At 68.9% G+C, this 21,490-nt stretch carries 22 protein-coding genes, 3 tRNA genes and 1 pseudogene; 19 read left to right on the forward strand and 7 right to left on the reverse strand.

Features of this window, described 5'->3' with window-relative positions; translation table 11 throughout:
- The 3 genes from GEV10_09560 to GEV10_09570 are packed head-to-tail and all read right to left on the reverse strand — an operon-like array spanning position 1 to position 2,812.
- On the reverse strand, positions 1-882 hold the full coding sequence (locus GEV10_09560; GenBank protein ID MQA78709.1) for an ABC transporter permease subunit: 882 nt from the start codon (positions 880-882) through the stop codon (positions 1-3).
- Positions 879-1,688 carry an ABC transporter permease subunit gene (locus GEV10_09565; protein MQA78710.1) on the reverse strand — a complete coding sequence of 270 codons (810 nt, stop codon included), beginning with the start codon at positions 1,686-1,688 and terminating at the stop codon, positions 879-881. The genes GEV10_09560 and GEV10_09565 overlap by 4 nt, the downstream gene beginning before the upstream one ends.
- 32 nt (positions 1,689-1,720) lie before the next feature.
- Positions 1,721-2,812, reverse strand: a complete 1,092-nt coding sequence (locus GEV10_09570) for an ABC transporter substrate-binding protein (GenBank protein MQA78711.1) — start codon at positions 2,810-2,812, stop codon at positions 1,721-1,723.
- Between the two features lie 192 nt (positions 2,813-3,004).
- Here GEV10_09570 and GEV10_09575 point away from each other — a divergent pair.
- The 7 genes from GEV10_09575 (at position 3,005) to GEV10_09605 (ending at position 9,290) form a co-directional block, all read left to right on the forward strand.
- Positions 3,005-3,081: transfer RNA gene (locus GEV10_09575), tRNA-Arg, on the forward strand.
- Between the two features lie 144 nt (positions 3,082-3,225).
- Positions 3,226-3,612 (forward strand): hypothetical protein, encoded by a 387-nt coding sequence (locus GEV10_09580; protein MQA78712.1) that lies wholly within the window; start codon positions 3,226-3,228, stop codon positions 3,610-3,612.
- An 11-nt stretch (positions 3,613-3,623) separates the two neighbouring features.
- Positions 3,624-4,853: a sigma-70 family RNA polymerase sigma factor gene (locus GEV10_09585; GenBank protein MQA78713.1), complete on the forward strand. Its 1,230-nt coding sequence runs from the start codon at positions 3,624-3,626 to the stop codon at positions 4,851-4,853.
- A gap of 166 nt (positions 4,854-5,019) precedes the next feature.
- Positions 5,020-6,501 carry a sulfatase-like hydrolase/transferase gene (locus tag GEV10_09590; GenBank protein MQA78714.1) on the forward strand — a complete coding sequence of 494 codons (1,482 nt, stop codon included), beginning with the start codon at positions 5,020-5,022 and terminating at the stop codon, positions 6,499-6,501.
- Between the two features lie 163 nt (positions 6,502-6,664).
- Positions 6,665-7,933, forward strand: coding sequence for an MFS transporter (locus GEV10_09595; GenBank protein ID MQA78715.1), 1,269 nt, complete (start codon positions 6,665-6,667; stop codon positions 7,931-7,933).
- A 67-nt stretch (positions 7,934-8,000) separates the two neighbouring features.
- Positions 8,001-8,576: a riboflavin biosynthesis protein RibD gene (locus GEV10_09600; protein MQA78716.1), complete on the forward strand. Its 576-nt coding sequence runs from the start codon at positions 8,001-8,003 to the stop codon at positions 8,574-8,576.
- A 132-nt stretch (positions 8,577-8,708) separates the two neighbouring features.
- Positions 8,709-9,290: a dihydrofolate reductase gene (locus GEV10_09605; protein ID MQA78717.1), complete on the forward strand. Its 582-nt coding sequence runs from the start codon at positions 8,709-8,711 to the stop codon at positions 9,288-9,290.
- 19 nt (positions 9,291-9,309) lie between these two features.
- Here the strand turns inward: GEV10_09605 and GEV10_09610 are convergent, their stop codons facing one another.
- Entirely contained in the window at positions 9,310-10,179 is an 870-nt protein-coding gene (locus tag GEV10_09610) for an aldo/keto reductase (protein ID MQA78718.1), read from the reverse strand.
- 110 nt (positions 10,180-10,289) lie between these two features.
- On the opposite strand from GEV10_09610, the gene GEV10_09615 reads away from it, so the two are divergent.
- From GEV10_09615 to GEV10_09625, 3 genes are read left to right on the forward strand one after another with little or no spacing between them, the layout of a single operon-like run.
- Positions 10,290-10,634 carry a metalloregulator ArsR/SmtB family transcription factor gene (locus GEV10_09615; protein MQA78719.1) on the forward strand — a complete coding sequence of 115 codons (345 nt, stop codon included), beginning with the start codon at positions 10,290-10,292 and terminating at the stop codon, positions 10,632-10,634.
- Positions 10,631-11,125 carry an ATPase gene (locus GEV10_09620; GenBank protein ID MQA78720.1) on the forward strand — a complete coding sequence of 165 codons (495 nt, stop codon included), beginning with the start codon at positions 10,631-10,633 and terminating at the stop codon, positions 11,123-11,125. The genes GEV10_09615 and GEV10_09620 overlap by 4 nt, the downstream gene beginning before the upstream one ends.
- Positions 11,125-11,718: a hypothetical protein gene (locus GEV10_09625; protein ID MQA78721.1), complete on the forward strand. Its 594-nt coding sequence runs from the start codon at positions 11,125-11,127 to the stop codon at positions 11,716-11,718. Before GEV10_09620 ends, GEV10_09625 begins: the two co-directional genes overlap by 1 nt.
- A gap of 88 nt (positions 11,719-11,806) precedes the next feature.
- On the opposite strand, the gene GEV10_09630 is transcribed toward GEV10_09625, so the two are convergent.
- Entirely contained in the window at positions 11,807-12,745 is a 939-nt protein-coding gene (locus GEV10_09630; GenBank protein ID MQA78722.1) for a sigma-70 family RNA polymerase sigma factor, read from the reverse strand.
- 333 nt (positions 12,746-13,078) lie between these two features.
- Between GEV10_09630 and sppA the strand changes: the two genes are divergently transcribed.
- The 9 genes from sppA (at position 13,079) to GEV10_09675 (ending at position 20,022) form a co-directional block, all read left to right on the forward strand.
- Complete coding sequence (gene sppA, locus GEV10_09635; protein ID MQA78723.1) at positions 13,079-14,800, forward strand: signal peptide peptidase SppA; 1,722 nt, start codon at positions 13,079-13,081, stop codon at positions 14,798-14,800.
- 70 nt (positions 14,801-14,870) lie between these two features.
- On the forward strand, positions 14,871-16,199 hold the full coding sequence (locus tag GEV10_09640) for a DUF2510 domain-containing protein (GenBank protein ID MQA78724.1): 1,329 nt from the start codon (positions 14,871-14,873) through the stop codon (positions 16,197-16,199).
- A 32-nt stretch (positions 16,200-16,231) separates the two neighbouring features.
- Complete coding sequence (locus tag GEV10_09645) at positions 16,232-16,888, forward strand: oligoribonuclease (protein MQA78725.1); 657 nt, start codon at positions 16,232-16,234, stop codon at positions 16,886-16,888.
- Positions 16,889-16,935: 47 nt separating this feature from the next.
- Positions 16,936-17,008: transfer RNA gene (locus GEV10_09650), tRNA-His, on the forward strand.
- A gap of 75 nt (positions 17,009-17,083) precedes the next feature.
- Positions 17,084-17,560, forward strand: a complete 477-nt coding sequence (locus tag GEV10_09655; GenBank protein ID MQA78726.1) for a nitroreductase family deazaflavin-dependent oxidoreductase — start codon at positions 17,084-17,086, stop codon at positions 17,558-17,560.
- A 163-nt stretch (positions 17,561-17,723) separates the two neighbouring features.
- Positions 17,724-18,332, forward strand: coding sequence for a hypothetical protein (locus GEV10_09660; protein ID MQA78727.1), 609 nt, complete (start codon positions 17,724-17,726; stop codon positions 18,330-18,332).
- A gap of 114 nt (positions 18,333-18,446) precedes the next feature.
- The gene (locus GEV10_09665; protein ID MQA78728.1) at positions 18,447-18,851 is read left to right on the forward strand and encodes an OmpA family protein; all 405 of its coding nucleotides are present in this window, start codon (positions 18,447-18,449) and stop codon (positions 18,849-18,851) included.
- Between the two features lie 172 nt (positions 18,852-19,023).
- Entirely contained in the window at positions 19,024-19,875 is an 852-nt protein-coding gene (locus GEV10_09670) for a hydrolase (protein MQA78729.1), read from the forward strand.
- Positions 19,876-19,946: 71 nt separating this feature from the next.
- Positions 19,947-20,022: transfer RNA gene (locus tag GEV10_09675), tRNA-Lys, on the forward strand.
- Between the two features lie 46 nt (positions 20,023-20,068).
- On the opposite strand, the pseudogene GEV10_09680 reads toward GEV10_09675, so the two are convergent.
- Together GEV10_09680 and GEV10_09685 are read right to left on the reverse strand one after the other, a co-directional pair.
- Positions 20,069-21,269, reverse strand: a pseudogene (locus GEV10_09680) (tyrosine-type recombinase/integrase).
- Positions 21,270-21,284: 15 nt separating this feature from the next.
- Positions 21,285-21,461: a helix-turn-helix domain-containing protein gene (locus GEV10_09685; GenBank protein MQA78730.1), complete on the reverse strand. Its 177-nt coding sequence runs from the start codon at positions 21,459-21,461 to the stop codon at positions 21,285-21,287.
- Positions 21,462-21,490: the final 29 nt, after the last annotated feature.

Raw genomic sequence — 21,490 nt, forward strand, 5'->3', positions numbered from 1 at the left:
TCACGCTCCCTGCACCTTGCTGGGGGGACCCACGGACGACTCCGACGGCGCCGACTGGATCGCGGGACGCCAGCGGAACACGTACGCGGACAGCCGGCCGAAGACGCCGCGCTCGATCAGCAGCGCGACGACGATGAAGAACAGCGCGTACCCGACGATGCCCTGCGCCCGGTGCGCGTCGTACCAGAACTTGATGACCCAACCCGCGCCCGCGGTCGAGGCGTAGACCTCGGCGAGCACCAGGCCCTTCCACGCGTTCGCCAGGCCGTACCTCAGTGCCGCGAAGAAGAACGGCATGAGCGACGGGAAGATGAGCTGCCGGACGACCCGGCTCCGCGGCACCCCGTACGCCTGCGCCATGTCGAGGAGGTCCTTCGGCACGTTGCGCACGCCCTCGGAGATGTTGAGGATGACGAACGTCACCGCCGCGAGCGTGACCGTCACGATCGGAGCGGTGCTGCTGAACCCGAACCACATCGCGGCGATCAGCGCCCAGACCAGCGACGGCATGGCCAGCCCCACCACGACGAAGTCGTGCAGGAACCACTCGGCACGCTTGGACATCCCCATCAGCAGCCCGATGGGGATGCCTATCGCGAACGCGAGAGCGAGCCCGGCTGCCAGCCGCAGGAAGCTCAGCCCGAACGACGCGTAGACCGTCTGCGGGGTAAGCGTGTCGCCGACCAGCTCGCTCAGCATGAACCTGCCGACCTCGAGCGGCATCGGCACGAGCTCGGTGGGCAGCACGGGGACCACGAGCTGCCAGGCGACGAGTGCGAGGACCAGGGACAGCACCCGCGCGAACCGGGGATGCGACAGCACCTGCCGAACCCGCGGCAGCGGGAGGACGGGTCGACCGGCGTGCCCGGCCTGGACCGTCACCGCGCCACCTCCGGCCGCCACCGGAACATGTGCCTCATCTGGCGCTGCAGGACGACACGTTCGAGGAAGAGGGCGAAGGCGAAGAACAGCAGGACCCAGGCCAGGAACCCGGCCATCGAGAACTGCTGGAACTCGCTGCGCATCATGAACCCGATGCCCGCGGTGCCGACGATGATCTCGGTCAGCGTCGCGATCTTCCACGCGATGGAGAAGCCGTACCTGAGCGCGGTGACCAGGTACGGCGCGAGCGCCGGGATGTAGACGTGCCTGAGCAGCTGCCACCGCGACCGGTCGAACGCATTGGCCATGTCGACCAGGTCCTTGGGGACCGCGCGCACGCCTTCGGTCACGTTGACCGCGACGTACGAGAAAGACGTGATGACGACGGCGACGATCGGACCCTCGCGACCGAGCCCGAACACCATCGCCGACACCAGCGCGAAGACGAGGCCGGGGGTCGTCATCGTGCTGACGACCCAGTCGCCGAGGAACCCGTCCCACCAACGGCTCCGGCCCATCGTCAGGCCGATCGCCGTGCCGAGGAAGAAGGAGATGCCGAACCCGATGGCGATGGTGCTCAGGGTCGCGACGAAGTGCTTGACCAGGAGGTTGGAGGCGGCGATCTCGCCGATCTCGGTGACGATCGCCGCGGGGGGCGGCACGATGAAATCGGCCACCAGGAACGTCGACGTCAGCTGCCAGACGGTGAGGAACGTGACGTAGCCCGCGATCCGCCAGAACCACTTGCGTGCCCGCTCCCGTGCCGCGGGCGACCTCTCCTTGCGCAATGCCACCTGGGCGCTCACCGTTCGCTCACCTCCGTTCGCCGCGAAAGTCCCTACTTGTCGGCGTCGGCGGCCGTCAACGTCTCGAAGCGTGGCGTCGGCGCGTCCTTCTCCATGAACTCGGTCTCCTTCATTGACGAGTAGAGACCGGTCTCGGTCTTGATCCACTCGTCGTCGAGGTACACGGAGTCGACGAACCAGTCGTGCTTCTTGATGTAGTCCTGCATGGCCTTGATGTCCGCGTCCTCCTCGACCGAGAAGTGCTGCGGGAAGGTCCTGATGATCTCGGCCTGGTTCTTCCGCCAGAGCTTGATGCCCTCCTCCCACATCGCCAGGAACGCGGCCGCCTCCTTGCGGTGGGAGTCGAACCAATCGGCGGTGGCCGTGAAGTTGTTGCCCATCACCCCGGCGTGCTCGTGCTTGGTGATGCCCTCGTAGACCTCGAACGGAAGCTTGCCGTCGTACATCACCACGAGCTTCTTCTGCCGCATCAGACCGATCGCGGCCTCGGGGATGACCAGCGCGGCCTCGAGCTCGCCGCGCTCGACGTGCTCGCCCATGACGAAGTGGTCCTCGACGACGAGCTCGAAGTCACCGCCACCGACCCGGAAGTCGAGGTCGTGCAGCTTCCGCGCGAACATGCCCCATACGAGGGTGGACGAGACAGCGCTCGGAACCCCGATCTTGGAGCCCTTGGGGATGTCGGCGAGCGTCTTGTAACCGGTGTCGGACCTGGTGACCGGCGTGATGCGGAGCAGGTTGTACTTGCCGAACGTCACCGTCTTCTTGCCGGTCTTCTCCTCCAGCAGCGGCAGCTCGTACGTCGCCGTCGACACGATCTCGCCGTGCCCACCGGCGAAGTACGCGAACTCGTCCCACGTGGAAGAGGTCACGACCTTGATGCCGTACTGCTGCTCGAACTTCGCGATGGTGTTCCGGCGCTTCATGAAGTCCCACACCGGATCGGGCGCGAAGGCGAAGCGCACGCGGGACACGCCGCCCTCCTCGTCCCCGCCCCCGCCGCACGCGGCCACCAGTGGCGCGCTCGTCGCCACGGCGGCACCGAGAGCGGCCGTCCGCAGGAACCCGCGTCGTGTCGTCAGTCGTGTCTCGGGTGAGATCGTTCGGAAGGCGTCATTGCCCATGGTCAGCCCCGCTCCAGGCTCCCCCGGTAGCACCGCATGTCGGTCTGGACGATGTCCGATCATGCAAGATGCATCATCGAATTGTCAACGTCGGCGAGTGGGCCCTACACACGGATCACGAGGTCGGGCGCGCCCGCTCCGGCGACGCATTACGCTTGCGTCCTGGGTCGGGTCAGGCCGCGACCCGGGCACGCGCCCGTAGCTCAGTTGGATAGAGCGGCTGCCTTCTAAGCAGCGGGCCGGGGGTTCGAGTCCCTCCGGGCGCGCCACTCCCCCACGCGCAGGACCCGCCGTCGGCACCCGAGAGAAAAGGTTCTCGAGAAAGTTCGCCGGGGTGTCGTATCGGGACGACGGTGTTCGTGGAGAGAGTGAAAGGCAGCCACTCGGGCGGCCCGTGATCAAGGAGAACCATCATGACGCAGTACTTCCTGTCCCTGCCGCACGACTCGGCCGAGGAGCCCACGATGGAGTCGATGCAGGAGATGGACCCGGCAGCCCTCCAGGAGATCTTCGCCGCGGTCGACGGGTTCAACACCAAGCTCAAGAACGACGGCGCCTGGGTCTTCGCCGGTGGCCTGCACCCGCCCTCGGCCGCCACCACGGTCGACGCCACCGGCGACACGCCGATCCTCACCGACGGACCGTTCGTCGAGGCGAAGGAGTACCTGGGAGGCTTCTGGATCATCGAGGCCCCGGACCTGGACGCCGCGCTCGAGTACGCGAAGCTCGGCTCGAAGGCGCTGCAGAGCCGGATCGAGGTGCGACCCCTCCAGGAAGAGCGGCCGCAGGACGAGTCCTAGGCCGAGCCTGAGTGTCGACCCCCGCCGCGCCCGCTGCCCATGCCGCGATCGAACAGATCTTCCGCGAGGAGTACGGCCGGGTGATCGCCTCGCTGGTACGCCGCTTCGGTGACATCGACGTCGCCGAGGAGGCGGCCGGCGAGGCGCTCGTCGTCGCCCTCGAACGCTGGCCGGTCGACGGCACGCCGCCCAACCCGGGCGGCTGGCTGACGACGACCGCCGGACGCCGGGCACTCGACCGGCTCCGCCGGGAGCAGCGGCGCGACGCCAAACATCAGGCGGCCCAGATGATCCACGACGACACCCCCCACGAGTCGACCGGTCCCGTGGAGGACGACCGGCTACGGCTTGTCTTCACCTGCTGCCACCCGGCCCTGTCCCCGGAGGCGAGAGTGGCCCTGACCCTGCGACTACTCGGCGGTCTGACCGTCGCCGAGGTGGCCCAGGCCTTCCTGGTCCCCGAGACGACGATGGCCCAGCGGATCACCCGCGCCAAGGCGAAGATCCGCGACGCCAGGATCCCCTACCGCGTGCCGGCCGAGACCGACCTGACCGACCGGCTCTCCGCCGTCCTGGCCGTGCTGTTCCTGATCTTCAACGAGGGCTACCTTGCCAGCGGAGGCGACGAGCCGCTCCGCGACGAGCTCACCGGCGAGGCCATCCGGTTGACCCGGGCCCTGCATACCCAACTGCCTCGGGCGGTCGAGGTGACGGGGCTGCTCGCGCTGATGCTCCTCATCGAGGCCCGCCGCGCGACCCGGGTCTCCCGTGGCGAGCTGGTCCCGCTCGACGAGCAGGACCGCGGACGGTGGGACCGCGCGCTGATCGCCGAGGGTCACGCACTGGTGCGCGCCTGCCTCGCCGCCAACCGGCCGGGTCGCTACCAGCTCCTCGCCGCGGTCAACGCGGTGCACACCGACGCACCCACCGCGGCCGACACCGACTGGTCCCAGATCGCCACCCTCTACGACCAGCTCGCCGCGATCGACCCGTCGCCGATCGTCGCTCTCAACCGCGCTGTCGCGGTGGCCGAGCTCGACGGCCCGAAGGTCGCCCTCGCCCTCGTCGACCGACTCCCGTTGACGACGTATCACGCCTGGCACGCCACCCGCGCCGACCTGCTGCGCCGGCTCGGCCGCAGCGACGAGGCGCGTGCCGCATACGACGCCGCGATCGCCGCCACGGAGAACGACGCCGAGCGCGGCTACCTCGGACGGCGTCGGGACCAGCTCGGCCCCTGACGCCGGGCCGGAGGCGCCGGTGCTGCTTGGGCGGCTCGGTCGACCGCTGCCGTCGAGCGGTTCGGTGCACGTCCAGGGCGGCGTAGACGGCCCGTTATTGTCTGGGGCCACGTCTCTCGTGGTGTGGTGAGCGAAAGGGAGGGCCCGGGTGTTGGCGAGGCTGTCGATGAGTACCGCGCTGACGGCGGCGGCGGTGACGGCGGTCTTGTTCGTCGCGGCCGGGCTCGTGGTCACGTCGGTCCGCGCGGAGCCGATGTCCGGGGGGAAGCCGAACATCGTCTTCGTGCTGACCGATGACCTGGATTCCGAGCTGCTGACCTACATGCCGGAGGTGAAGAGGCTCCGCGCCGACGGCGTGAGCTTTACGAACTACTCGGTGACGGACTCGTTGTGCTGCCCGTCCCGGGCGTCCATCTTCACCGGAAGGTTCCCGCACAACACCGGGGTGTTCACCAACGACCCGGAGGACGGCGGGTATGCGGCGTTCCAGCGGAAGAACCTGGAGGAGGTCACCTTCGGCGTCGCGCTGCAGAAGCAGGGCTACCGCACCGCGATGATGGGCAAGTACCTCAACTCCTACGAGCCGGTCGGCACGCTGCCGGGCAAGGCCTACGTGCCCCCAGGCTGGGACGACTGGGCCGTCAGCGGCAAGGAGGGGTACCGCGGGTTCGACTACACGCTGAACGAGAACGGCTGGTTGATCCGGTACGGCCACCAGCCGTCCGACTACCTGACCGACGTCCTCTCCGCCAAGGGCAGCAGGTTCATCAGGGAATCCGCCCGTTCCGGAGACCCGTTCATGCTGGAGATCGCCACCTACGCGCCGCACAGTCCGTACACCCCCGCGCCGCGGGACCGGCACAAGTTCCCCGGGCTCGAAATGCCACGCGATCCGTCGTTCGACGAGCGTGACGTCTCCGACAAACCGACCTGGGTGCACGAGATGCCGCGGCTGTCGCGGGCCGACATCGCGCAGATCAACAGAGACCACCGCAAGCGGGCGCGGTCGGTGCTGGCGGTCGACCGGATGCTCGGGAAGCTGCGCGCCACACTGGAAAAGACCGGCCAGGCGGACAACACCTACGTCGTGTTCAGCTCCGACAACGGCTACCACCTCGGCCAGCACCGGCTGCTCACCGGCAAGAAGACGGCGTTCAGCACCGACGTCAGCGTGCCGCTCATCGCCGCCGGTCCGGGCCTGCTGGCGGGCCAGACCAGGCGACAGGTCGCCGAGAACATCGACCTCAACCCCACGTTCACCGACATCGGCGGTGCGCCGGGCAGGGACGTCGACGGGGTCAGCCTGCTGCCGATCATGCAGGGCCGGAAGGTCCCCGCCTGGAAGACCGCCGCGCTGGTCGAGCACCACGGGCCGAACAACGACAAGTCCGACCCCGATTTCCAGCAGACCCGCAATGCGAACCCGCCGACCTACGCAGCGCTGCGCACCGCGATGACCACCTACGTCGAGTACGACACCGGCGAACGGGAGTACTACGACCGCAGGCGCGACCCGTACGAGCTCACCAACACCTACCCAACCCTGCCCACGGCGAAACGCAGGTCGCTGCATCGCCAGCTGACTGCGCTCCGTCGGTGCCAAGGCAGCACCTCCTGTACCACAGCCGCCGGCGGCCGCATCGGTTAGGACGTCGACGGCCGCACCGACCCGTTCGAGCAGACTGGACCATCTTCGAGGTGTCCCGGCAGTGGTCCTGTGGGTCTGCTCCACCGGGGAGCACGAGTCAGGGAGGACACGAATGACAGCCACACGGGCCCCGACGGCACGGCGCACCCGCGTGCGCTATGCCGTGCTCGCCTCGGACTTCGCCATCCTCGCGCTCAGCCACGCTGACCGCGCAGTGATGGGCGTGGCCGCGCCGCTGATCATCGCGGATCTCGGGTTCGGCAGGCCGACGTTCGGTTGGATCCTGGCCGCGGTCGCGTTCACCTCCTCGCCGTTCGCGTTCCTCGGCGGGCTGCTCGCCGACAAGGTAGGGCCGCGCAAGGTGATGGGTTGGGCGACCCTCGTCTGGTCTGTCTTCACGGCGCTGACCGCCGCGGGCATCGGCTTCGTCACCCTGCTGCTCATCAGGCTGTTCTTCGGCGCGGGCGAGGGACCGCAGACGACGGCGACCGCCAAGATCCTGCACAACTGGTTCCCGAAACATGAGCTCGGCACCGCGGTCGGCATTGCCAACGCCGCCACCCCGCTCGGCGGTGTGATCGCCACGCCTCTCGTCGTGGCGATCCTCTCCGCGACACACAACAACTGGCGGGTGGCGTTCGTCATCTTCGGCGCGCTGGGCGTCCTGTTCACGATCGGCTGGTTCGTCGTCGTCAGGGACCGGCCGGGGAACCACCCGCGGGTCTCGCCCGCGGAGCTCGAGCACATCCACGCCGACACCGCCCCCGCCGCGGAGGTGCGCGGACGAAGGCGGGAGGGCGATCACCGCTGGTGGCGGTTCCTGGCCGTGCCGGCCGTCTGGGCGACCGCGGTCGCGTTCTTCGGATACGCCTGGATCCTCTGGACGTTCGTCAACTGGTTCCCCATGTACCTGGTGCAGGAGCGTGACGTCGACATCACCGGGCTCGCCGTCAGTGGTGCGATCCCATGGGTCGGTGGCTGCGTCGGGCTCGTGCTCGGCGGCCTGTTCACCGACGCGGTGGCGCGCAGGACCGGCGCGTCGTACGCCTCCCGTCGCTGGACCGTCGTCGCCGGCCTGCTGCTGACGGGCCTGCTGTTCGCGCTGATCGGTGTCGTCGACGGCGCGGCCGGCGCGGTCGCGCTGATGTCGGCCGTCGTGTTCCTGCTGTACTTCACCGGCGCGCAGTACTGGCTGATCGTGGGCGAGGCGGTGCCCGGCGCAAGCTACGGCGCGGTGTCCGGAGCCGTGCAGATGGTCGCCACCACCGCCGCGATCATCGCGCCGGCGACGACCGGCTACCTCGTCGAGTCCGCGGTCGGTTGGGGCGGCACCTTCGCGATCGCGAGCGGCATCGCGGTCGTCGGCTCGGTCCTGCTCGCCGCCTTCGGCCGGCTCCCCATACAACCAGCTGGAGACGCAAGCGCCCGATAGCGCGCCGATAGCCCGGTTCTGTACAAGGAGGTGACATCAGTTCGGATCGAGATCACGGGAGGTGGAAGTGTCTGCATCAGTGCTCTACATGTCGATGTCTCTCGACGGGTACATCGCCGACCTCAACGATTACCTCGGCGGCGACGATGACCACCGGCTGCACAACTGGTTCGCTCCGGGCGGGGAGTTCGTCGAGCTGTCCGGGCCGGTCAAGGAGTTGATGGACGAACTGAATAGCGCATCGGGTGCTGTCGTTGCGGGGCGGCGGACTGCCGAGCTCATGGATCACTGGGGCGGTGACCACAACGGTCTCCCGATCTTCGTGCCCAGTCACCGCCCGCCCGGCCCTGCCGCCCGTTGGGGCTATCCGCTGGTGACGTACGTGACCGACGGGATCGCCAGCGCGATGGAACAGGCGAAGGCCGCCGCCGGGGACAAGAACGTGCACGTGGTTGGCGGGTACACGGCGCAACGGGCGCTCGAAGCCGGGGTCCTGGATGAAGTGCAGATCCATCAGATCCCGGTGCTGCTCGGTCGTGGCCGTCGGCTGTTCGACGAGTTGCCGTCGCTCATCGAGCTCGACATCGTCCGGGTGATCGACACGCCAGAAGCCACCCACATCCGCTACCGCGTCCGTCGCTGAGCCGGTCGACCGGCGGACTCTCGAGACCGATGAGTCTGCCGGTTGCCTGAGGTCTTGCCATGTGACATTCCCGCCGCGACGGGACCAGGAGACGGCGCATTCCCATGTCGTCGAGGAACGACGGAGGCCACGATGGACAATCCGATTCGGCTGTACATGTCGATGTCGCTCGACGGCTACATCACCGGTCCGGACGACCGAAAGGGTCAGGAGCTCGGACGCGGCGGTGGACGACTCTTCAACTGGCTCGACGATCGGGAGTCCGACGGCCCGAACGGGCAGGTCTACCGCGAAGCGCTCGCGACCGGCGCGGTGATCTCCGGCCGGCGGACCTTCGAGCTCGCCGGGCGTTGGCAGGGCGACCATCACGACGGCGTGCCGATCCTCGTCCTCACCCACCACGTCGACGACGGGGACGTGCCACCCGGCCAGGCGCGATTCGTCACCGACGTCGAGGCCTGCGCCCGTGAGGCTCGCGCGGCCGCCGGAGACCGCGCGGTCATGGTCCACGGGGCGGGCGCGGCCCAGGCGCTTCTCCGAGCGGGGCTGATGGACGAGATGGAGATCCACCTGGTCCAGGTCCTCCTCGGCGACGGCCGACGGCTGTTCGACCACCTCGGTGGCGACCGCACCGAGCTCGAGCTCGTCCGACAGCTCGAGGATCGCGACGTCACGCACCTCCGCTACCGCATACGCCGAGAGACCCATGACTGAGGGGGCCGCGAGGAGACTCCTAGAACGGCATGCTGACGAACGGCGACGAGTACTCGGCGTCGCGGTCGAGCACCGCCTCGGCGTCCGCCATGGTCCAGCGTTCCCGCTCTCGTTCGGCGCGGACGAAGGGGGCGAGCAGCCGCACGTCGGACGGTGTCGCGATGCCGGTGATCACCTCGTGGGCGAGCACCCAGGCGACCGTCGCGTCGATGTGCTCCTGCTCCCGCAGTGGCTCGTACCAGGTGGTGAACGACCTCTCGTCGCCCGGCCAGTTGCGCCGCGAACCGGACTTGATCACCATCAGGCCGGCGTCCTGCCTACGGATCTCGGCGACGAGCGCGTCGTACGCCGCGCGGTAGTCGGGCCGTCCGGCCAGGGCGTGGTTCAGCGGGGTCAGGACGGTGTCGAACGGGAAGCGGTGCAACGCCTCCAGGTGCGTGGCCGGTGCCTCGTGCCCGTGCCCGGTGATGCCGATGGCCCCGGCGAGTCCCTCGTCCCTGGCGCGCAGCGCTGCCTCGAGCGAACCGTCCTTCCCGGTGACGCGGTCGAGGTCGGCGACGTCGCACACGGCGTGCATCTGGATGAGGTCGACGTGGTCGGTGCCCAACCGTTCGAGCGACCGGTTGATCTCGGCCCAGGCCTCCTCCCGGCCGCGCCTGCCGGTCTTGGTCGCGAGAAAGATGCGGTCGCGCATCGCGGGGACGAGAGGACCGAGCCGGAGCTCGGCGTCGCCGTAGTCGGCGGCGACGTCGAAGTGGTTGATGCCCGCGTCCAGCGCCTCCTGCACGGACCGGTCGGCGACGTCCTGGCTGACGTCGGACAGCGCGGCCGCGCCGTAGATGAGGACCGTGCTCTGGTGAGTGAGACGCCCAAGCCTTCGGGTCTCCATGAGGTCTCCTCCACTCGTCGGGTGCGACCACATCGTAGGTCGCCCTTGACGGCAGCATCGGCCTTGCGCATACTCAACCTATTAGTTGATTAACCACGGAGTTGATTACGATGCCGACGGACGAGCTGAGCGTCACCTTCGCCGCTCTCGCCGACCCGACCAGGCGAGCGATCCTCGCCCGCCTGGCCGACGGCGAGGCGACGGTGAACGAGCTCGCCGAGCCCTTCGAGATCAGCCTCCAGGCGATCTCCAAGCACCTGAAGGTGCTCGAGCGCGCGGGCCTGATCAGCCGGGGCAGGGACGCCCAGTGGCGGCCGTGCCGGCTGGAGACCGCACCACTCGATTCGGCGACCAACTGGATCCAGCAGCACGCACGACTCCAGTCGGAGCGGCTCGACCGGCTGGACCAGCACCTCACCACGATCCAACGCAGACGCAGAGAGGCACGACCATGACCAGCACCGACGGCAACCTGCACGTCACCGCCGAACCCGGCCGCCACGACATCGTCATCACCCGCGAGTTCGACGCTCACCGCGACCTCGTCTTCGACACCTTCACCGACCCCGAGGCCGTCCCGCTCTGGTGGGGCCAGACCGGCAGCAACACCGTCGTCGACGTGATGGATGTCCGTCCCGGCGGCCGCTGGCGCTACGTGGAGAAGAGTGACGACGGCGCAGAGTACGCCTTCAACGGCGTCTACCACCAGGTCAAGCCGCATGAGCGACTCGTCTACACCTTCGAGTTCGAGGGCATGCCGGGCCACGTCCTGCTCGAGACCATCGACTTCGTCGACCTGGGCGACGGCAGGACGCGTCTCGTCGACACCTCCGTCTTCCAGGCGATCGAGGACCGCGACGGCATGCTCCAGTCGGGCATGGAGAGCGGTGCGCGCGAGAGCATGGACCAGCTGGCCGCGCTGCTCGCCGAACGTCTGGCCAGCTGATGTGCGCCGTCTTCTCCAGCTTCTCGACATCCCTCGACGGCTTCATCGCCGATCCGCACGACCAGGTGGGTCCGCTGTTCGACTGGTACTGGAACGGGGACGTCGAGGTGAAGCCGGCGGGTTACCCGATCACCTTCAGGATGTCCGAGGTGAGTGCCAGGTACTGGGACGGGCTCGACAAGGAGGGCGCGTTCGTCACCGGCAGGCGGCTGTTCGACTTCACCAAGGGGTGGGGCGGCAACCCGCCGAACGGCGCCCCCACGTTCGTGGTGACCCACCGGCCACCGCCGGAGGACTGGCCACCTCGTCCCGACGCGCCGTTCACCTTCGTCCCCGACGGGCTGGAGAGCGCCCTGGACCAGGCGAAGGCCACGGCCGACGGCCACGACGTCGGTGTCGCGGGAGCCGACCTCGCCCAGCAGTGCCTGAACGCGGGACTGCTCGACGAGGTGCGGATCGACCTGGTGCCGGTGCTGCTGGGCAAGGGAATCCGCTACTTCGACAACCTCGACGCCGGGGTCATGCTCGAGGACCCGACGGTGGTCGAGGGCACGCGTGTCACCCACCTGCGCTACCGCGTGCGGAAGGGCTGAACCCGGCCCGGGAGCATGTGAAGGGCACCTCGCCACGTCATCGCGTGGCGGAGGTGCCCTTCACCGCGTCGTCGTCGAGCCGGTCGCGTCAGGCCGCGTCGCGGCCGTCGAACCCCTCGAGACTCGCGTACTTCTTCAGCTTCGCGAGCGCCTCGCGCTCCAGCTGCCTGATCCGCTCGCGGGTGAGGCCGAGGTTGCGACCGATCTCCGACAGCGAGTGCTGCCGGCCGTCGGAGAAGCCGAAGCGCGCCCGCACGATCGTGGCGGACCGCGGGTCGAGCCGTTCGATGAGCTCGTCGAGGTTCTCCCGCTGCGACGCCGCGAGCACGATCGCCTCGGGGGACGGGGCGTCGTCCTCCTCGACGAGCTCGCCGAGACTGGTGTCCTCGTCGTCGCCGACCTTGGCGTCGAGGCTCAGCGGCTCGCGCGCCCAGGCGACGAGCTCCTCGACCCGGTCGAGCGGCATCTCGAGGGCGACGGCGAGCTCTTCGATCTCCGGGTCGCGACCCAGCTGCCTGGTCAGTGCACGCCGGGCCGAGCCCATGCGGTTGAGTTCCTCCACGACGTGGACGGGCAGCCGCACCGTACGCGCCGTCTGCGCGATGGCACGGGAGATGGCCTGCCTGATCCACCAGGTGGCGTAGGTCGAGAACTTGAAGCCGCGCATGTAGTCGAACTTCTCGACTGCGCGGACGAGACCGGTGTTGCCCTCCTGCACGAGGTCGAGCAGGGGCATCTGGTGACCGCCGTAGCGGCGGGCGACCGAGACCACGAGACGCAGGTTGGCCTGGATGAACCGCTGCTTGGCGGCCCGGCCGGTCCTGGCGATCTCCTCGAGCTCGGCCCTCTTCAGACCGCGCCTGCGGACACGCTCCTCGAGGAGGTGCTCGGCGTAGAGTCCGGCCTCGACGGCCTTGGACAGCTCGACTTCCTGGACGGCGTCGAGCAACGGAGTGCGGCTGATCTCGTCGAGATAGGTACCGACGAGGTCGCGCTCCGGAATCTGCTCATCGTACTGAATCGTCACTGGCCGAACTTTCCCCTCGTTCTAGCCCCACCGGCGTCACAGGTGAGAACGCACGACGGGCACCGGAGATTCCGCTCGACGGTCCCCGTCTCGCAGCGTGATTTCCTCGATACGAGGGCAGTCCCCGGGCTGGCGTGGCCAACGTCACAGACGAACATTTGTTCGATCCTATCGATGGGTTCCCCGCTCTCCCGTGCCGGGCCCCTTCGCGTCGTAGGGTGACGCCATGACCGCGCTCCCCGCCGATCTCCTCCGCTCCGCTCCTCGCTCCGCGGTCAACCGGGCGCGCAGAGCGCTCCGAACCGCTGCGATGCTCACTTCGGAGGACGGCTCATGACCGGACAGGCCTCCCTCCTCCTCGACCAGCTCCGCGCGGCACGGCGCAAGCGCACCGCGCCCCTCGTCCTCGAGGTCGACCTCACCCAGCCGCTGGTGGAGGGTGTGCCGCACGATCCCCTCACCGCTGCCCTGTCGTTCCGGAAGCAGACCCTGCGCGGCACCGTCGACGCGCTGCACCGGGCGGGACGCGACCCGCGGGTGCGCGCCTTGGTCGCCAAGGTGGGCGGCAACGACGCGATGGGGCTCGCCAGGGCGCAGGAGCTGCGCGAGGCCGTCACCGCGTTCCGCTCCGGCGGGAAGCCGGCCCTGGCCTGGGCCGAGTCGTTCGCCGAGTTCGGTCCCGGCAACGGCGCGTACCTGCTGGCCACCGGCTTCGACGAGATCTGGCTGCAGCCCTCGGGCAACGTCGGGCTCACCGGCATCGCGGCCGTGCAGCTGTTCCTGCGCGGCGCGCTCGACCAGGTCAACGCCAAGGCACGGTTCGGTCAGCGCCACGAGTACAAGAACGCGGTCAACGCCCTCACCGAGTCCGGGTTCACCGAGGCCCACCGGGAGTCCGTCCAGGCCGTCGTCACGGCGGGCACCGGTCAGCTCGTCACCAGGATCGCCGAGTCCCGGGGGCTCGGCGCCGACGAGGTCCGCGCACTCGTCGACCGCGGCCCGTTCCTCGCCGCGGAGGCGCTGGAGGCCCGGCTCGTGGACCGTCTCGGCTACCGCGACGAGGTCTACGACGAGGTCAGGCACCGCGCCGGCGATGACGCGGAGCTGCTCTTCCTCGGGCGTTACGGCAGGTCAGGGCTCGAACAGCTCACCCGAAGGGTCGGCAGCGGCTCCCGCGACGTCATCGGGCTCGTGCACGTGACCGGCGGCATCCATCTCGGTCGCAGCGGCGGTGCCCGGCCACTCTCGCGGCAGAGCGCCGGCTCCGACACGGTCGCGGCGGCCGTCCGCGCCGCGACCCTCACGCCCGAGGTGCGGGCGATCGTCTTGCGGGTCGACAGCCCCGGCGGGTCCTACACCGCGTCCGACACCATCTGGCGCGCGGTCGGCCGGGCACGCGCCGCGGGCAAGACCGTCGTCACCTCGATGGGCGAGGTCGCGGCGTCCGGCGGCTACTTCGTCTCGATGGGCACCCACGCCATCGTCGCCGAGCCCGCGACACTGACCGGCTCGATCGGCGTCCTCGGCGGCAAGGTCGTCCTCGACGACCTGGTCGGGCGGTTCGGGGTGACCCGCGACGCCGTCAGCTCCGGCGAGCACGCGCTCCTCCAGTCGTCGCTGTACGACTACACCGACGCCGACAGGGAGCGCCTCGACGCGTTCCTCGACCACGTTTACGACGACTTCACGGCGAAGGTCGCCGAGGGCAGGCGACTGTCCCGAGACCGCGCCCACGAGCTCGCCCGCGGCCGCGTGTGGACGGGCGAGGACGCGCACACGCACGGACTCGTCGACGAGCTGGGTGGCCTCACCCACGCGATCGAGGTCGCCAAGCGCTACGCCGGCATCCCCGCCACGGTCGAGACCGAGGTCAGGCTGTTCCCCCGCAGCTCGCCGATCGCCCAGCTGATGCCCGCGCAGTCGAGCGAGGACCCCGCCGCACACGCCGCACGGGTCATGGCGTCGGGGTGGGGAACGTTCGCCGGCCTCGCCGCCCAGCTCGGCCTGCCCGCGTACGGGCCGCTCAGCCTTCCCGGTGACTGGCGGTTGCGCTGACGGTGCTCGCACAGACGCCGATGCGGCGACCGCACCGCGGGGGCAGCGACCACCGGTACCCTCGGGTCCCATGAACGACGTCCCCCCCGGCTGGTACCCCGACCCGTACGGCATGCAGGGGCTGCTGCGGTGGTGGGACGGCGCACAATGGAGCGCCGACACCGCGCCGGTGCCGGCCGATGTTCCCGGATCGCCCTACGACCAGGGTTCCTACCAGCAGGGCTCCTACGACCAGGGCCAGCAGGCGCCGTACGAGCAACAGCAGGCGGAACAGCTCGGGTGGGAACCGCAGAGCTCGCCGCCGCCGTGGGACACCCAGCAGGGCCCGCCGGTGGCCGACTGGCAGGCCGACCCCTCCCCCTCGGCGCCGACGACGTCGTGGGCACCGCAGGAGACGGTCGACCTGTCCGCGGACCCAGGCCCGGCGCCGACACCGGGCGGCCCCACCGACGGGTGGCAGAACCCCCCGGGGGCGTTCGACGACTGGCGGGCGCAGGACTCCGATGCGTCCGCGCCGTTCCCCCCGGCCGGCGGACCGGGACCCGCGGACTGGCAGCAGCAGCCTCCCGACGCGTGGGGATATGAGCAGCAGGCGAGCGGGTACGCCGGTCCCGACACCGGCTGGCCGGCGCCTGACCATCTCAGCAGCGAGCCGGGGGGCGCGCCGCCTGTACCGCCGAAGAAGCGACGCGGCGCACTGGTCGGCGGGATCGCGGGCGGACTCGCGCTCATCCTCGTGGTCGGCGTGATCGTCGGCGTGGCCTTCGCCAGACGGGGCGACGAGCCGGTGACGAAGCCGAGCTCGTCGGCGACGTCGCAGTCGTCCCCCGCCTCGTCGGCGTCGAGCACCTCCCAGAGCACGCCGGCCGCGACCGGACCACGGGTGACCTCGGGCCCGGTCTCGTACACGAAGTTGGCAGAACCGTGGATGGACAACCCCGAGCCCGGCAACGTGTCGGAACTCGACCCGGCGGCCGGTCAGCTCCTGATCACCCAGCGCGAGGCGCCGGGGACCGACGGCGGCGACTGGATCGCCAACGTCACCGTCGGCACCATGGCGGACGAGTTCAGCTACATCGGGACGGAAGACCTCGAGACCACGGCGGTGGTCTTCGCGGACAACGTCCAGAAGAACTACTACAAGCCCTGGCAGCTGACCCGCAAGGACCAGCTGAAGGAGCCGTTCAAGGTGGGCGACAAAGAGGGGTACAGGATCAAGTACCACCTCGACTTCAAGAACGCTCCTGACGGCTTCACGGCGAAGGGCGAGACGGTCTACATCGCGGTGATCCACGACGATCCCCGGCCGGTGGGGGTGTACATCTCGATCCCGGACAGCCATCCCAAGCTGCTCCCTACCATCGACCAGGTGATGGCCGGGCTGCAGGTCGGGTCCTGAGCCGCAGTGGGACAGCCCCTAGAGTGGCGCACATGAACGATCGCCTCGTGTGGGTCGACTGCGAGATGACCGGCCTCGACCTCGAGCACGACGCGCTCGTCGAGATCGCCGCGCTGGTCACCGATCAGGACCTCAACGTGCTCGGTGACGGCGTCGACGTCGTCATCAAACCGCCCGACGACGCGATCACGGCCATGACCGAGCTCGTGCGCGACATGCACACGACGTCGGGGTTGCTCGACGAGCTGGCCGACGGCGTCACGATCGACGAGGCCCAGAGCCTCGTCCTCGACTACATCCGCGCGCACGTCGCGGAGCCCGGCAAGAGCCCGCTGTGCGGCAACACGATCGCCACCGACCGCGCGTTCATCGCCCGCGACATGCGCGACCTCGACGGCTACCTGCACTACCGCATGATCGACGTGTCGTCGCTGAAGGAGCTCGCCCGCCGGTGGTACCCACGGGTGTACTTCGCCAGCCCCGACAAGCACGGCGGGCACCGTGCCCTGGCGGACATCCGCGAGTCGATCGACGAGCTGCGCTACTACCGCGAGGCGCTGTTCGTCCCGCCACCCGGCCCGGACAGCGAGACCGCCCGTGGCATCGCCGCCGGCGTGATGGCGCACCCGACCGGCGGCGCCGGAGAGACCGCGGTTCGCGACGCACCTTCCGCCACCACGGCGGACTGAGAGAGTCGATTGGTAGGCTGTCGGTCGCTCGTGTGAAACGAGCCATGGTGGGCGTAGCTCAGCCGGTAGAGCACCAGGTTGTGGTCCTGGGGGCCGCGGGTTCAAGTCCCGTCGCTCACCCGCAGATCAGAGCCCTCTCCGACACTCGGAGAGGGCTTTCTGCTGCTGTACTGCAGCGAACATCTGGGAGGGAACATGGTGTCCGGCGAGCGCGAGAGAGGTCCGCGCACTCCCCCTCGCTGGTTCATCCGCGCCTTCTGGTCGGCGCACCGCGCGGTGTGCCGGGTCAGCGCCGGCCGGGTGGGGCTGTGGCGTCCGAAGCCGGGACGATGGGGCGCTGCGCGTCTCACGACAACCGGACGCCGCACCGGTCAGCAGCGCAGGGTGATCGTCGGCTACGTCGAGGATGGCGCGAACCTGGTCGTCCTGGCCATGAACGGCTGGGGCGCGGGGAAGCCGGCCTGGTGGCTCAACCTGGAGGCGCATCCCGACGCGACCGTGGATCTGGTCAAGGAGTCCCGACCGGTGCGGGCGCACGCTGCCGAGGGAGAGGAACGGTCGCGCCTCTGGGCCAGGTGGCGCGACATCGACGACCAGCTCGACGCCTATGCGTCGCTGCGGTCGTCCGAGACTGCCGTCGTGATCCTCGAACCGCGGACCCTGCCCTCCTGACGACCCAGGTGCTCTGAGGGCCGCCAGGAGACGTCCGATCCTCTCTGCACCCCCATGGTTGACTACGTGCTCGGCGAACCAGGTGCACTCCGCAGACATCAACACTCTGCAAGTCGCACGCTCGGGTACCGAACCCGTTGGCGGGAGAGGGCGGGTGTAGGGAATGAGAAGGTTCAGGGGATCCACCGGCGGCCGGACACGCCGGGCGGGCGTCGTCCTGGTCGCGTTGGCTCTTGCCGTCGTCGGTTGCACCGAGGACCCGAACCCACGGGACCAGAGCAGCTCGCCACCCGGCAAGGCGATGAAGTTCGCGCTGGGCGCCACCGACTACAACACCACCCTCGACGTGCCGACGGAGCCGGCCGAGGTGGTCAAGACGAACACACCCGGCATCGAGTTCGAGCTCTACGCGTTGCAGCGGTCGGACAACGTCGTCAGCATCATCTTCGCCCTGCACAACACGGGCGACTCGAAGCTCGACCTAAACGGTCCGTCCGAGGACCTCGCCGAGAACACCGGGGCCGCCGCCTCGCGCTACGCCGACAACGTCGGGCTGATCGACACCGAAGGGCTGAAGGAGTACAAGGTCTTCGAGGCCGACGACCAGTGCCTGTGCACCGCGACGTACGCGACCATCGACCGGGAGGACATCGGCCCGGACGAGCGTCACTACCACGTCGTCCAGGTGGCCGCCCCTCCCGCGGACGTCACGAAGGTCACGGTGATGGCCGGCACGATGGCCTCCGTCCACGACGCGACGATCACGGGGTGAGCTGATGCGCCGCGCCGGAAGGCTGCTCACGATCGTGGTCGCCGCAACGTTTCTCGCCGGCGGTGCCCCGTCGACGGCCTCGGCCGTGGCGGACGCGTCGCCTCGTCCGATCCGATTGAAGCCACACATCTACGATCTTCGCCCGAACATCGTCGACCTCAAGCCGAAGAAGGAACGGAACACCTACACCGTCGACTCCGACGTGCTCTTCGCGTTCGACAGCGCGCAGCTGACACCCGACGCTGCAGCCGTCCTCGACGAGGTGGTCGACGGCCTGGAAGAGGCCGGTGCGACGCGGGTGGCATCGTCGGCCACACGGATGCCACGGGTACCGACAGCTACAACCAGGACCTGTCCGAGCGCCGCGCCAGGTCTGTTAGCGGCTACCTGGAGAAGCAGGTGAGCGTCAGCCCGCGGTACTCCTCGACCGGCAAGGGCGAGACGGACCCGGTCGCCGACAACGAGACCGCAGACGGCCGCCGCAAGAACCGCCGCGTCACCATCACGTACGACAAGTAGCCGACACGACCTGCCCCTGGTCGGCATCGCTGACCGGGGGCACGTCGCCCGGCGCGGCCTGTCGCCGTTGTGCACCGCGCGGTCGCCCTGCCGCTCCCTCGGCGTAACCTCGCGCCGGGATCATGACGTGTCGGCCCGGCGAGTCGGAGGTCATACGGTGAGGACGAGGACGATCCCGCGAGTGGCGGCGGCAGCCCTGGTCGCGTGCGCGACGGCGTTCGTACCGGTCGCGGCGGGGAACGCCAGCCCACCCGGCGGGGAGGACGTCGACGTGATCGCCCACCGCGGCTCGTCCGGCGTGACCCCGGAGAACACCGCGGTCGCGATCGCGAAGGCCATCAAGCAGCGCGCGGACTTCGTCGAGATCGACGTCCAGCGCACCAAGGACGGCCGGCTGGTGAACTTCCACGACTGCACCATGGAGCGGACGACTGACGTCGAGCAGCGCTACCCCGACCGGCCCTCGTACCGGGTCTCCGACTTCACCTGGGCCGAGCTGCGCACCCTCGATGCCGGCTCGTGGTTCGACGAGCGCTACGAGGGCGAGCCGATCATCACCGTCCGCGACGTGATCCGCCGGGTCGACCGCACGAAGACCGGCCTGCTCGCCGAGATCAGCCCGTGCGGCCACTACCAGGGCACGGGCCTGCCGGAGGACCTCGTCCAGGAGCTCTGGTCCGTCCCCGGCTACGTCGACCGCGCGCTCGCCGACGGCGAGCTCGGCGTCCAGTCGTTCGAGCCGGGCGACGCCAAGGCGTTCAAGGACGTGATGCCCGAGATCCCCGTCGGCCTGCTCGACGCCGAACGCCCGTCCGACGCCGAGCTCGTCGAGCTCAGTGCGTGGGCCGACCAGGTCAACACGAGCACCGATGTCACCGACGCCGCGCTCATCGCGCGGATCCAGGAGCTCGGCATGACCTCCAACGTCTGGACCGTCAACGAACCGGGCCGGATGCGCCAGCTGATCGACATGGGCGTCGACGGCCTGATCACCGACTTCCCGCAGTCACTGACCCAGCGCTGATCCGGGCACCGACCACGGGTATCCGGTTGGCCGACGGGACCGGGCGGCTGGTAGCGTATTGGCGTTCTCACGCGCCGCTAGCTCAACTGGCAGAGCAACAGACTCTTAATCTGTGGGTTCGGGGTTCGAGTCCCTGGCGGCGCACCATCACTGCAGGTCAGCGCCATGATCGCCCCTGGTGATCATGGCTCGCTCACACTTTACTCACACTTTTGGGTTCCGACTCGGAATCCAGGGCGCCTTCAAGAGCAGCTGCAGCTCGGCCACTCATCACCTTGCGACCGAAGTAGACATCCTGGGTCATCGACGGCCGAGCGTGGCCGAGCTGGTCCGCTACCTCTCTCGCACTGAGCCCCGCGTCGTCGAGGATGGTGGCGGCCGTCTTACGGAAGTTGTGCGAGGTCACCCAAGCAAAGCCCTCGCTTCCGCGTGCTTCGCGTAGTTCGCGACGAGTGTTGGGAAGGGTCGCGGAGGCCATCTCGGCTATCTGGGAACACCGGCTCATCGAAACGCGGGTGAGCCAGGAACCTCTGTTGAAGCATCTCGGCCGCCCAACGAGGTAGGCGCAGCTTCCGCTCTCCGGCTCGGGTCTTGGTGCGCTTTCGTACCAGGCCAACGCCAGTAACGCGGATGACCGTCGAGGTGATCATGACCGTGTGTTCCTGGAGATCGACATCTCGCCACTGAACGGCGAGGGCCTCCCCGATCCGGACGCCGGTGGCCAGCATGAACCGACAGAGGTCCGGGAGGTCACGGTGCCTAGCCGTCTTGTCGACGTCGAGTTGGGCAAGCCAGGCCACCCGCTCGTCGTGGGTGAGGGCACGCGGCTCACGCTGAGTCTTGCCCTCGACACGATCGACCTCTCGGACCGGGTTGGCGACGATGGCGCCATAGCGGACGGCGAGGCCCAGGACACCGGAGAGGATGCTCCGGCAGCTCTTCGCAGTCGGCGAGCCGGTCTCCGCCGCGATCCGCCGGATGAACCGGTCAAGCAGCGGCGTAGTCATCTCCACTAGTCGAAGATCGCCGACTGCAGGATTGACGTGGTTCTTGAGGTGCCGTTGATAAGTCTCAGCACTTGCCGGCGACCGGGCTTCCTTGTCGACCAGCTCCTGAAATCGTGTCAGCCACAGATCAGCCGCCTCGTGGAACCTCGTCGAGGCGGACAACTCGCCTTGTTGAGCGAGCGTGGCTCGTTCCGTGAGCGCGGTACGAAGGTTCCTCCTCGCCACCGCAGGAGTCTTCCCCCACCGCTCGACACGCCGCGTGCGGCCGTCGAAGTCACGGTAGTTGGCGTTGGCCTTGTGTGCGGTCGGCTTGCCATCTTCGTCGTACCGACCTGGGTAGACACGAATCTCTCCCCAAGCACCCAAGGGCAACGGTTTTCGCGGCACTGTCGTCCCTCCTTCCTAAGCTGCGCTCTGCTGCACTTCAAACCAGGCCACGACGTCGGCAGGGTCGTAGCGGACGTATCGGCCGATCTTGGCGCCGGGCGGGCCGTACTTGCGGGTGCGCCATTGGTAAAGGGTGTTGACGGGTACTCGGAGGTATGCGGAGACCTCCTCGATGGTCCATAGCGGCGTCACGCGTTGTTCCTCTCGTATGTGGTCCTTCC

Source organism: Streptosporangiales bacterium, assembly GCA_009379955.1.
GTDB lineage: Bacteria > Actinomycetota > Actinomycetes > Streptosporangiales > WHST01 > WHST01.